The organism is Methylobacterium persicinum (genome assembly GCF_022179525.1).
GTDB lineage: Bacteria > Pseudomonadota > Alphaproteobacteria > Rhizobiales > Beijerinckiaceae > Methylobacterium > Methylobacterium persicinum.
Map to the genome: position 1 here is coordinate 26,596 of NZ_BPQX01000031.1, position 12,703 is coordinate 39,298.

The 12,703-nt window shown below is 67.5% G+C and carries 10 protein-coding genes; 8 read left to right on the forward strand and 2 right to left on the reverse strand.

Going from position 1 to position 12,703, the window contains the following annotated elements:
* Positions 1–74: 74 nt before the first annotated feature.
* On the reverse strand, positions 75–983 hold the full coding sequence (locus MFF22_RS13475; protein WP_238249485.1) for a response regulator transcription factor: 909 nt from the start codon (positions 981–983) through the stop codon (positions 75–77).
* Positions 976–4,365 carry a hybrid sensor histidine kinase/response regulator gene (locus tag MFF22_RS13480; protein ID WP_238249486.1) on the reverse strand — a complete coding sequence of 1,130 codons (3,390 nt, stop codon included), beginning with the start codon at positions 4,363–4,365 and terminating at the stop codon, positions 976–978. Before MFF22_RS13480 ends, MFF22_RS13475 begins: the two co-directional genes overlap by 8 nt.
* 274 nt (positions 4,366–4,639) lie before the next feature.
* Between MFF22_RS13480 and urtA the strand changes: the two genes are divergently transcribed.
* From urtA to MFF22_RS13520, 8 genes are all read left to right on the forward strand, one after another.
* Positions 4,640–5,908 carry an urea ABC transporter substrate-binding protein gene (gene urtA / locus MFF22_RS13485; protein WP_238249487.1) on the forward strand — a complete coding sequence of 423 codons (1,269 nt, stop codon included), beginning with the start codon at positions 4,640–4,642 and terminating at the stop codon, positions 5,906–5,908.
* A 219-nt stretch (positions 5,909–6,127) separates the two neighbouring features.
* On the forward strand, positions 6,128–7,054 hold the full coding sequence (gene urtB / locus MFF22_RS13490; protein ID WP_238249488.1) for an urea ABC transporter permease subunit UrtB: 927 nt from the start codon (positions 6,128–6,130) through the stop codon (positions 7,052–7,054).
* 14 nt (positions 7,055–7,068) lie between these two features.
* On the forward strand, positions 7,069–8,253 hold the full coding sequence (gene urtC, locus MFF22_RS13495) for an urea ABC transporter permease subunit UrtC (RefSeq protein WP_238249489.1): 1,185 nt from the start codon (positions 7,069–7,071) through the stop codon (positions 8,251–8,253).
* A 7-nt stretch (positions 8,254–8,260) separates the two neighbouring features.
* Entirely contained in the window at positions 8,261–9,046 is a 786-nt protein-coding gene (gene urtD / locus MFF22_RS13500; RefSeq protein ID WP_238249490.1) for an urea ABC transporter ATP-binding protein UrtD, read from the forward strand.
* A gap of 68 nt (positions 9,047–9,114) precedes the next feature.
* Positions 9,115–9,810, forward strand: a complete 696-nt coding sequence (gene urtE, locus MFF22_RS13505) for an urea ABC transporter ATP-binding subunit UrtE (RefSeq protein ID WP_238249522.1) — start codon at positions 9,115–9,117, stop codon at positions 9,808–9,810.
* Between the two features lie 163 nt (positions 9,811–9,973).
* A complete protein-coding gene (gene fmdA, locus MFF22_RS13510; RefSeq protein WP_238249491.1) occupies positions 9,974–11,203 on the forward strand; it encodes a formamidase in 1,230 nt (409 codons plus the stop codon).
* Positions 11,204–11,205: 2 nt separating this feature from the next.
* Positions 11,206–11,523, forward strand: coding sequence for an FmdB family zinc ribbon protein (locus MFF22_RS13515; RefSeq protein WP_238249492.1), 318 nt, complete (start codon positions 11,206–11,208; stop codon positions 11,521–11,523).
* A 72-nt stretch (positions 11,524–11,595) separates the two neighbouring features.
* Complete coding sequence (locus tag MFF22_RS13520; protein ID WP_238249493.1) at positions 11,596–12,645, forward strand: aliphatic amidase; 1,050 nt, start codon at positions 11,596–11,598, stop codon at positions 12,643–12,645.
* Positions 12,646–12,703 lie beyond the last annotated feature (58 nt).

The following is a 12,703-nucleotide window of genomic DNA, read 5'->3' on the forward strand; positions in this document are numbered from 1 at the left end:
CGGATCCCGGGGTTGCTTCGCTGCGCTCGCAATGACCTTGGAGATGACCTGAACCAGGTTTCCCGGAAAATGCGCTAGACGCCCTGAATGTAGCGGTTGGCGACCATCGACGCCGCGGTGCGGTTCTCGACGCCGAGCTTGGCGTAGATCGCTTCGAGATGCTTGGTCACGGTGCGGTGACTGAGGCCCAGAATCTCTCCGATATCGCGGCTCGACTTGCCCTGGGATAGCCAGAACAGCACTTCGGCCTCGCGGGCTGTAATGGGCAAGTTCGCCCGTAGCCGGGCGAGGCTCAGCGCCGGATCGTCCTGCGACAGCCGCAGGAGGATCTCCTCGGCCGTCCCGCCGACGAAGCTCAGGCTGTGCGGCGGCCCGTTCGATCCCTTCAGCGTCACGGACCCGGTCGTCGTCCCAGCGATGCAGCCTCGCAGCCATGCGATGGCCGCGGGCGGCAGGGACAGGACGCCGTCGGGTGTCGCGGCCAGTTCGGCGATGAGCTGTCCGGCCTGGGGCGTGCACCACAACACCCGCCCGTCTGCGGAGACCGCCAGCAGGGTCCGGCCCATCGCATCGAGGGCGGTGCGGGCGCTGCGGGCGGAGCGCGCCCCGGCGAGATGGGTGCGGATGCGGGCCAGCAATTCGTCGGGGACGATGGGCTTCGTCACGTAATCGACGCCGCCCGCGTCGAGGCCCCGGACGATGTGCTCGGTCTCGCTGAGGCCGGTCATGAAGATCACCGGAACGCTGGCGAGATGCGGCTTGGCCTTGAGGCGGCGGCAGGTCTCGAAGCCGTCGAGGCCCGGCATCACCGCGTCGAGCAGAATCACATCGGGGGTGACCTCATCGACGAGGGCGAGGGCGAGATCGCCCGCCACCGCGATCAGCACCGTCGCGCCGGACCGTTCGATCGCCTCCGTCAGGAAGCTCAGGGTCTCGGGCGAATCGTCGACGACGAGGATCACGTCGCCGCCGGACTCACTCATCGCCGGCGAGCTCCTTCAGTACCGTCAGGTAGCGGCGCAGGTCGTAGCCGGCGATCAACCCGCGCATCTGCGCGACGAAGGCCGGGGGAACGGCGTCGTCCTCTTCCATCGCCGCGAGCTTCGCCTCGATGCCGCGGATATGCCCGATCCTGCCGAGGCGCAGCAGGTCTCCGACATGGACGGCGGCGGGGCGGGCCGCCGCGGGCGGGAGGTCCGCCTTCGCGGCCGGGCGAGGCCCCGCCGCCGTCTCCGTCCAGTCGAGGCGCAACAGGGCACCGGTCCGGTCCAGCACGTCGCGCAGGTCGAAGGGCTTGGTGAGGATCGCGTCGTGGGGTGGGCTGTCGCCCCGCAGGGGGCCGAGTTCGTGGACGTTGGCGGACATCATCGCGATCGGCCCGGTATGGCCCCGCGCGCGCAGGGCCGTCGCCACGTCCCAGCCGCTCATGCCCGGCATCGCGATATCGAGGAGGATCAGGTCGATCCCCTCGGTATCCGTCGCCTCCGCGACGGCCGCGAGGCAGGCGGGTCCGGTCTCGGCCTCGCGCACCGTGAGCCCGCGCGGTTCCAGGATAGCCCGCATCAGGGTGCGGTGCGCGGTGTCGTCGTCGACCACGAGGACGGTCCTGCGCGGTCCCGCGTAACCGGGCTCCGGGCGGACCGGCGGTGCGGGAGCGGGCGTGAGCGCGGGTTGCGTCACCGCCGCGAGCATCAGGCGCAGGCGTGCCTGCGTCCCTCCCCCCGGGGCCGCCGTCAGCGAGATTTCCCCGCCGAGGAGTTGCGCCAGCAGGTTGGCGATGGTGAGCCCGAGGCCGGTTCCGGGCGTGCTGCGGGCAGCCGGTGTCGAGCCGCGCTCGAACGGCTCGAAGATCCGGGCGAGGTCCGCCTCCGGGATGCCGGGCCCCGTGTCACGGATCGTGAAGACCGCGACCTGGCTGCGGTAGCTCAGGTCGAGGGACACGGTCCCGCGCGGCGTGAACTTGATGGCGTTCGACAGCAGGTTGAGAAGCACTTGGCGCAGGCGCTTCTCGTCGGTGGCGACGACCTGGGGCAGGGTCTCGGGGCGCGTGAAGCGGAAGTCGAGCCCGGCCTCACGGGCCTGGAGCCGGACCATGTCGGCGAGCTGGTCGAGGAAATCCGAAAGCCGGATCTCGTCGCGGTTGATCTGGAGACGGCCCGCTTCCATCCGCGAGATGTCGAGAAGCCCGTCGATCAGGCCCGAAAGGTGCTGGGCGCTGCGCCGGATCACCCGGATGCCGTTAAGGCGGGCCGCGGGGATCGTCGGGTCCGTCTCGAGGAGCTGAGCGTAGCCGAGCACGCTGGAAAGCGGGGTGCGCAACTCGTGGCTGAGGCCGACGACGTAACGGCTCTTGGCTTGGTTGGCGGCCTCGGCCCGCTCCTTGGCGTCCTGCAGCTTCGCGTCGGTCACCTTGTGCGCCGCGATCTCGGATTCGTAGAGGACGGTCTGGCGTCTCGTCTCGGCCTGGGCGACCCGCCGGCTTTCCTGCGCCAGCACGAACAGCCACGCGACGACCCCGAGGATGACGACGAGGATGAAGAACACGCTGGTCAGCGCCGCCCGCAGGACCTCGCGGTGGTCCGGGTGGGCGATGCTCGCGCCCGCATGCACGACGCCGAGGATCAGGCCGATCACCGCGCAGAGCGTCAGCATCACCGCCAGATAGCGGCCCAGCGGCGCACCGATCCAGGCGGCCGTGCGGCGCGGCAGGATGCGCCCGAGGGCGTCCTGCGCCTGGACCTCCAGCCGGCCGTGCGGCTTGCAGAGGTCGCCGCAGCGGGCGTCGAGGGAGCAGCAGAGCGAGCAGATCGGCGCGTCATAGGCCGGGCAATGAGCCATGTCCTCGCCCTCGAAGGGCAATTCGCAGACCCGGCAGGTGATCTCGCCCGCACCCCAGTCCCGGCGGGGCGGCCGGGCGAGGTACCAGCGCCCCCCCGTCGCCCAGGCGAAAGCGGGCGCCGCAACGAACGCGATGGCGAGCGTCAGCATCGGGGCGAAGGCCTGTGGCGCCGGGCCGAGCAGACCGAGGTGGAGCAGGCAGCTCGCCGCCAAGGCGAGCACCATCGCCCCGGTGCCGACCGGGTTGACCGCGTAGAGATGCGCCCGCTTGAACTCGATGCCGGGCGGCGACAGGCCCAGCGGCTTGTTGACGGCGAGGTCGGCGGCCAGCGCCCCAACCCAGGCCGAGACCACGCAGGCATAGAGCGGCAGGGTGCTTTCGATCGTCTTGTCGATGCCGAGCATCATCAGCAGCACGGCGATGGCGACGTTGAAGACGAGCCAAACGACCCGGCCCGGATGGCTGTGCGTGAGGCGCGAGAAGAAGTTCGACCACGCGATCGAGCCGGCATAGGCGTTGGTCAGGTTGATCTTGAGCTGCGAGACGAGGACGAAGGCCCCCATCAGCAGGAGCGCCGCCTGCCCGTTCCCGCCGGTCACGTAGCCGAACGCGACGCGGTACATCTGGGTCGGTTCGGCGGCCTTATCAGGCGGGACGCCGTGGGACAGGGCGAGGACCGCGAGCCCCGCGCCGAGCAGGATTTTGACCATGCCGGGCAGGATCCAGCCGGCGCCCCCCGCCAGCACCGCCAGCCACCACGCCCGGTCGCGCCCGGCCGCCGGCTCCGGCACGAAGCGCAGGAAATCCACCTGCTCGCCCACCTGGGCCAGCAGGGCCAGCAGCACGCCGGTGGCGGCACCGAACCGCGTGAGGTCGAAGCCGTCCCCCCGCCCGTCGAGACCGGGGAACGCGGCCAGCGCCCGGAGCGCCGCAGGATCCTGGACGGCGATGCAGATGACAGGCAGCAGGCCGAGGGCGAGCCAGAGGGGCTGCGTCCAGATCTGGATCCGGCTGATCAGGCGGATGCCGTAGGCTACCAGCGGGATCACGGCGCTCGCGCAGACGAGATAGCCGATCCAGAGCGGCAACCCGAGGCAGAGCTGCAGCGCCAGCGCCATGATCGCCGCCTCGATGGCGAAGAATAGGAAGGTGAAGCTCGCGTAGATCAGCGACGTCACCGTCGAGCCGAGGTAGCCGAAGCCCGCCCCGCGGGTGAGCAGATCCATGTCGACGCCGTAGCGGGCGGCATAGGTGGTGATCGGCGCGGCGGTGGCGAAGATGATCAGGCCGACGACGAGGATCGCCGCCAGGGCGTTGACGAAGCCCGCGGTGAGAACGAGCGTGCCGCCGATTGCCTCCAGCGCCAGGAACGAGACCGAGCCGAGCGCGGTCTGCGCGACTTCGAATCCCGACCAGCGCCGCGCCTTCTTGGCCGTGAAGCGGAGCGCGTAATCCTCGAGGGTCTCATCCGCGACGAAGCGATTGTAATCGCGCCGGATCGGGATGATGCGCTGCGGGCCGCTCATCGCCCGCCGATCCGGCCCCGGCCGCTGCCGACTGGCCATGCGGAAGCGACCGCGCGTGACCTGCACCGCACGGCGCCATGCGCTCCTGCGCGACTGGGATTCCCGACCCTGAGCGCCATCGGTCCCTGGACTAGACGGTTCGACGGTGCCGGAGAGGCAAGAGCCCGGCCATACGCAAAACAGCGTATATGCCGCACCGCGGCGACCGCCCTAGCCTGCACCGGTCGATCCGGAGGCCGCCTCTCAAGGCCCCGGACGCAACCGGGGCAGGCACATGGCAGACGACACCGACACCGGCGCGGATCACGGCTTGCGGTCACCGTTGCGGCGCAGGCTGCTCATGGGGCTGGCAGGCGCCCCGGCGCTGGCGCTGATGCCGCGCACCGCCTGGGCGGCGGCCCCGACCTCGGCGGTCAACACCACCGGGCTCGCGGTGACCGACAGCGAGGTGACGGTCGGCATCCTGCACTCGATCACCGGCACGATGGCGATTTCCGAAACCGGCGCGCAGGAAGCGGAAAAGCTCGCGATCCAGCAGATCAACGATGCCGGCGGCGTGCTCGGCCGCAAGATCAAGATCATCCAGGAGGACGGCGCCTCCGACTGGCCGACCTTCGCCGAGAAGGCGAAGAAGCTCCTCGTCAACGACCATTGCGCCGCCGTGATGGGCTGCTGGACCTCAGCCTCGCGCAAGGCGGTTCTGCCGGTCTTCGAACAGTATAACGGGCTCCTGTACTACCCGACCTTCTATGAGGGCCTGGAGCAGTCCAAGAACGTCTTCTACACCGGACAGGAGGCGACGCAGCAGATCCTCGCCGGCCTCGACTGGGTCCACAAGGAGAAGGGCGGCGACAGCTTCTACTTCATCGGCTCGGACTACATCTGGCCGCGCACCTCCAACAAGATCGCCCGCAAGCACGTCGAGAACGTGCTCAAGGGCAAGGTCGTCGGCGAGGAGTACTTCCCCCTCGGCCATACCCAGTTCAACTCGGTGATCAACAAGATCAAGCTGACGAAGCCCAAGGTGATCTTCGCCGACGTGGTCGGCGGCTCGAACGTGGCGTTCTACAAGCAGCTCAAGGCGGCCGGCATCGACCTGTCGAAGCAGGTGCTGATGACGATCTCGGTGACGGAAGACGAGATCGACGGCATCGGCGGCGAGAACATCGCCGGGGCCTATGCCTGCATGAAGTATTTCCAGTCGATCGAGAATGAGAACAACAAGGCGTTCGTCGCGGCCTTCAAGAAGATGTGGGGCGAGAAGACCGTCATCGGCGACGTGACGCAGGCGGCCTATCTCGGGCCATACCTCTGGAAGATGGCCTGCGAGAAGGCCGGCTCGTTCGACGTCGACAAGGTCGTGGCCGCCTCGCCGGGCATCGAGTTCAAGGGCGCGCCCGAAGGCTACGTCAGGATCGACGAGAACCATCACCTCTGGTCGAAAACCCGGGTCGGCCGGGCCAAGACCGACGGCCAGTTCGAGATCGTCTACACCAGTCCGGAACTGATCAAGCCGGACCCGTTCCCGAAGGGGTATCAGTAGTCGCACAAGACGCGCGCTTCCCATACGCGCCCTCATCATGAGGTGCAGGGCGATCAGCGATCGCCCTGCCTCGAAGAAGCTCTCCAGGGCCCGCGCGAAATCTGGAGCCCTCCTTCGAGGCCTCCGCTGCGCTCCGGCACCTCAGGATGAGGTGACCTGAGTGGGATCACGGGCCTCCGCCGCCGGCGGAGTTCATCTCTGATCGGAGAGACTGAGGCCATGCTCGGCGATTATTCCTTCAGCGATCTCGGCGCGATCTTCGCCATGCAGGGCTTCGCCGGCCTGATTCTGTTCTCCGTCTACCTGCTGATGGCGCTGGGGCTCGCGATCATCTTCGGCCAGATGGGCGTGATCAACATGGCCCACGGGGAGTTCATGATCCTCGGCGCCTACGTCACCTACCTCTGCTCGACCTTCTTCCAGACCTACCTGCCGGCCTTGTTCCCGATCTACTTCTTCATCGCGATGGGGCTGGCGTTCCTCGCCTCCGGCGCCCTGGGGATGCTGGTGGAATGGGGCCTGATCCGGTTCCTCTACAAGCGCCCGCTGGACACCCTGCTCGCCACCTGGGGCCTCTCGCTGATCCTCCAGCAGGCCTACCGCTCGATCTTCGGCGCGCGCGAGGTCGGCGTCGAGCTGCCCTCCTGGCTGATCGGCTCGGTGCAGGTCACCGACACGATCGAGATCCCGATCAACGGCTTGTTCGTCATGGGCGTGACCATCCTCATCACGGTCTGCGTCGCGCTGCTGATCTTCCGCTCGCGCTTCGGCCAGCAGGTCCGGGCGGTGATGGCGAACCGGGCCATGGCGGGGGCGGTCGGCATCGATACCGAGAAGGTCGACCGCTACACCTTCGGCCTCGGCTGCGGCATCGCCGGCATCGCCGGCTCGGCCTTCACGATGATCGGCTCGACGGGGCCGACCTCGGGCCAGCTCTACATCGTCGACACCTTCCTGATCGTCGTGTTCGGCGGCGCCGCGAGCCTCGTCGGCACCATCGCCTCGGCCTTCTCGATCTCCCAGACGCAATCGACCCTCGAGTTCTTCCTCTCCGGCTCGATGGCCAAGGTGATCACCCTGCTCGCGGTGGTCGGCATCCTGATGTTGCGGCCTCAGGGCCTCTTCACCCTCAAGGTCCGGCGCTGAGGATCTTTTTCAAGATGACCAACCCCGTCCAGACCCTCACCAAATCCGTCACCGTCAACGACAACCCGTTCATGAAGCCGGTGGAGTGGCTGAGCCTCCTCCTCCTGGCCGGGGTGATCCTGGTGGTCCTGCCGCTGGCGCTCGACGGCTTCCGCCTCAACCTCGTCGGCAAGTACCTGACCTACGCCTTCGTGGCGCTGGGGCTCGTGATCTGCTGGGGCTACGCCGGCATCCTGTCGCTGGGCCAGGGCGTCTTCTTCGGGTTGGGCGGCTACTGCATGGCGATGTACTTGAAGCTGGAAGCTTCGAGCGTCGCCAACACCAAGATCCAGTCGACGCCGGGCATCCCGGACTTCATGGACTGGAACCAGATCACGGCGCTCCCCTGGTTCTGGCAGCCGTTCAAGAGCCTGCCGCTGACGCTGATCCTGGTCATCGCGGTGCCGGTCCTGTTCGCGATGCTGATCTCCTTCGCGATGTTCAAGCGCCGGGTCGGCGGCACCTACTTCGCCATCATCACCCAGGCCATCGCCGCGATCCTGACGATCCTGATCGTCGGCCAGCAGGGCTATACCGGCGGCATCAACGGCATCACCGACCTGCGCACCCTCCACGGCTGGGACATCCGCACCGACAGCGCGAAGTCCATCCTCTACTTCATCAACGGCGGCCTGCTGATCGCCTGCATCCTGGCGGCACAGTACGTGAAGAAGTCGAAGCTCGGCCGCATCCTCGTCGCCATGCGCGACAAGGAGGACCGGGTGCGCTTCTCCGGCTACTCGGTGGCGGGGTTCAAGGTCTTCGCCTTCTGCTTGGCGGCAGCCTTCGCGGCGATCGGCGGGGCGATGTTCACCCTCCAGGTCGGGTTCATGTCGCCCTCCTTCGTCGGCATCGTGCCATCGATCGAGATGGTGATCTACGCCGCGGTCGGCGGGCGCCTGTCCCTGTTCGGCGCGGTGTGGGGCACGCTGCTGGTCAACTGGGCCAAGACCACCTTCTCCGAGAGTTTTCCGGATCTTTGGCTGTTCGGCCTCGGCGCCCTGTTCATCGCGGTGGTGCTGGCCTTCCCGAACGGCCTCGCCGGGATCTGGCGGGAGCACATCGAGCCCCGCCTCACCCGCCGCGCGAAGGGCCTGCGGGCCCCCGCCCCCGCCATCGCCCCGCCTCAGAATGCGCCCGCCGGCGCCCCGGCCGAGTGAGGATGCCATGAACGCCGCGATCCTCTCCTCCCCCGTGGTCGGCGCCGAGGCCGCGCCGCCCGACCATCTCCTCGCCGTCGAGGCGCTGACGGTGTCCTTCGACGGGTTCAAGGCGGTGAACGACGTGTCGTTCTACGTCGAACCCGACGAGATCCGGGTGATCATCGGCCCGAACGGCGCCGGCAAGACCACGGTGCTCGACCTGATCTGCGGGCGCACCCGGGCCAGCGCCGGCTCGATCAAGTACAAGGGCCAGGAGCTGACGAAGCTCTCCGAGAGCGCCATCGTCCAGGCCGGCGTCGGCCGCAAGTTCCAGACACCGTCGATCTACGACGACCTGACGGTGTTCGAGAACCTGGAGATTTCGTTCCCCCGGGGCCGCTCGGTCTTCGGCGCCCTTACGTTCAAGCGCGACGCCGAGGTCAGGGACCGCATCCACGCCATCGCCGAGACGATCTTCCTGAAGGACCAGCTCCGGGAGCGGGCCGAGTTCCTGAGCCACGGCCAGAAGCAGTGGCTGGAGATCGGCATGCTGCTGATCCAGGACCCGGAACTCCTGATGCTCGACGAGCCGGTGGCCGGGATGAGCGTCGGCGAGCGGATCAAGACCGCCGAACTGCTCAACCAGATTATCAAGGGCCGCTCGGTGCTGGTGATCGAGCACGACATGAAGTTCGTCGAGGACATCGCCCACCGGGTGACCGTCCTGCACCAGGGCAAGGTGCTCTCCGAAGGCTCGATGGAGCGGGTCAAGACCGACCCGAAGGTCATCGAAGTATATCTGGGACATTGACGATGGCCTCGCTCCAGACCGCGCATTCAGCCTCCGTCCCGCCGCCCCTCGCGGCGCTTCCCTCCGCAATGCCGGCGCTCGCCGTCGAGGACCTGCACGCCGCCTATGGCCAGAGCGAGGTCCTGCACGGGCTCACCTTCGCGGTGGCGCCGGGCGAAATCGTCGCCGTGATGGGCCGCAACGGCATGGGCAAGACCACGCTGATGAAGACCCTGATGGGCCTCGTGCCCGTCAAGGCCGGCGCGATCCTGGTCGAGGGCACGGATGTCGCCGCCCTCAAGAGCCATGCCCGGGTCGCCAAGGGCCTCGCCTACGTGCCCCAGGGCCGCATGATCTTCTCGACCATGACGGTCCAGGAGAACATCGAGACCGGCCTGACGGTCACCGGCACCCGCAAGGTGCCGCAGGACCTCTACGAGATGTTCCCGGTCCTGCTGGAGATGAAGGGAAGGCGGGGCGGCAACCTCTCGGGCGGCCAGCAGCAGCAGCTCGCCATCGCCCGGGCGCTGGCGAGCCGTCCCAAGGTGCTGCTCCTCGACGAGCCCACGGAGGGCATCCAGCCCTCTATCATCCGCGAGATGGGACGAACATTGAAAACAATCCGCGACGAGCGCGGCCTCTCCATCATCGTGTCGGAACAGGTCCTGAGCTTCGCCCTCGACGTCGCCGACCGGGTCATCGTCATGGAGAACGGAGCCATCGTCCACGAGGCCCCCCGCGAGGGCATCGACGAGGCGGCCGTCGCCCGGTTCCTGTCGGTGTGAAGTCTGGGCCGACCATCGTGGTCGTCATTGCGAGCGGAGCGAAGCAATCCAGGGCAGCGGGACGTATCCGACCTCGGCGGATCCCTGGATTGCTTCGCTCCGCTCGCAAAGACGGCGGCGACAAAGATTTGACCATTATAATCGCAGCAGGGAGTCCCAAAAAATGCCCGAGACGCTGATCAAGGTCGATCTCACGCAGTCGGCTTACGACAACGACATGGTGCACAACCGCTGGCACCCTGACATCCCGATGGTCGCCACCGTGAAGCCGGGCGCGGACTTCATCGTCGAGACCTACGACTGGACCGGCGGCTTCATCAAGAACAACGATTCCGCCGACGACGTGCGCGACATCGACCTGTCGATCGTCCACTTCCTCTCGGGTCCCATCGGCGTGGAGGGCGCGGAGCCCGGCGACCTCCTGGTGGTGGATCTGCTCGATATCGGCGCCAAGCCGGAGAGCCAGTGGGGCTTTAACGGCTTCTTCTCCAAGAAGAACGGCGGCGGCTTCCTCGACGAGCACTTCCCGCAGGCCCAGAAGTCGATCTGGGACTTCGAGGGCATGTTCACCAAGTCGCGCCACGTCCCCGGCGTCCGCTTCCCCGGCCTGATCCACCCCGGCCTGATCGGCTGCCTACCCGATCCGAAGATGCTGGAGACCTGGAACACCCGGGAGAAGGCCCTCTACGACACCAATCCGGAGCGCGTCCCGGCGCTGGCCACCCTGCCCTTCGGCCCGACCGCCCATATGGGCCGCCTGAAGGGCGACGCGAAGGACGCGGCCGCCGCCACCGGTGCCCGCACGGTCCCGCCCCGCGAGCATGGCGGGAATTGCGACATCAAGGATCTGTCCCGCGGCTCGAAGATCTACTTCCCCGTCTATGTGCCCGGCGCCGGCCTCAGCATGGGCGACCTGCATTTCAGCCAGGGCGACGGCGAGATCACCTTCTGCGGCGCCATCGAGATGGCCGGCTGGGTCCATCTCAAGGTCGACCTGATCAAGGGCGGCATGGCCAAGTACGGGATCAAGAACCCGATCTTCAAGCCATCGCCGATCACCCCGAAGTTCGACGATCACCTGATCTTCGAGGGCATCTCCGTCGACGAGCATGGCGGCCAGCATTACCTCGACGTGCACATCGCCTACCGGCAGGCCTGCCTGAATGCGATCGAATACCTGAAGAAGTTCGGCTATTCGGGTGCGCAGGCCTACTCGATCCTCGGCACGGCGCCGGTCCAGGGCCACATCTCGGGCGTCGTCGATATCCCGAACGCCTGCGCGACGCTCTGGATTCCGACCAAGATCTTCGAGTTCGACATCAATCCCGGCGCGGACGGACCGACGAAGTTCCTCGACGGCTCGGTCCAGATGCCGCTCTCGCCGGATCTGTGATCATGCCCGTCTACGAATACGCCTGCGCGGCCTGCGGGCCGTTCACCGCCATGCGGCCGATGGCGGAGTTCAAGGATCCGCACGCCTGCCCGGACTGTGGGGAGGCCTGCCAGCGGGCCTTCCTCACCGCACCGCGCATCTCCGGGATGGACGCCGGGCTGAAGGCGGCCCACGCCACCAACGAGCGCAGCCGCCACGCACCGCGGCGCTCCGGAAGCCACGGGGCGGGCTGCGGCTGCTGCACGCCGAAGAAGGCGGCCACGGCGCCGGCCGCGGCGAAGAGCTTCCCGGCGGCCCGGCCGTGGATGATCAGCCACTGAGCGGGACACCCAGTGCCCTCCCCCCTCCACGGGGGAGGGTCACGGCGCAACAATCATCGAAGGAATGACGCCATGATGCACGGAGACATCTCGTCCAGCCAGGACAGCGTCGGCGTCGCCGTCGTGAACTACAAGATGCCGCGCCTGCACACCCGCGCCGAAGTGCTGGAGAACGCCAAGGCCATCGGCAGGATGATCGTCGGCATGAAGACCGGCTTGCCGGGCCTCGACCTCGTGATCTTCCCCGAATACTCCACCCACGGCATCATGTATGACGCCGCCGAGATGTACGAGACCGCCTCGACGGTCCCCGGCGCCGAGACCGAGGTGTTCGCGGCCGCCTGCCGGGAGGCGAAGGTCTGGGGGGTGTTCTCGCTCACCGGCGAGCGCCACGAGGAGCATCCGCACAAGGCGCCCTACAACACCCTGATCCTGATGAACGACCAGGGCGAGATCGTCCAGAAGTACCGCAAGATCATGCCCTGGACGCCGATCGAGGGATGGTATCCGGGCGACCGCACTTACGTGTCGGACGGGCCGAAGGGCCTCAAGATCAGCCTGATCATCTGCGACGACGGCAACTACCCGGAGATCTGGCGCGACTGCGCCATGCGAGGCGCCGAGCTGATCATCCGCTGCCAGGGCTACATGTATCCGGCCAAGGAGCAGCAGATCGTCATCTCGAAGGCGATGGCGTTCGCCAACAACACTTACGTCGCGGTCTCGAATGCGGCCGGGTTCGACGGAGTCTACACGTATTTCGGCCACTCGGCGATCATCGGCTTCGACGGCCGCACCCTCGGCGAGTGCGGCGAGGAGGAGATGGGGATCCAGTACGCGGCCCTGTCGAAGTTCCTCATCCGGGATTTCCGCGCCCACGGTCAGTCGGAGAACCACCTCTTCAAGCTTCTGCACCGTGGCTACACGGGCATGATCAACTCGAAGGAGAACCGGCACGGGATGTCGGAATGCCCCTACGACTTCTACCGGCGCTGGATCGAGGATCCCGACGGGACCCGCGACGCGGTGCGGGCCATCACCCGGCAGAGCGTCGGCACGGAGGAATGCCCGATCGAGGGCATCCCCTTCATCGGTCAGGGCGACGCACCGCCCGATCCCTGACCGGCCGGAGCCTGCCGGCGACAGGCCGGCGCGCGTTCGGAGGATCGCACGTGCCCCG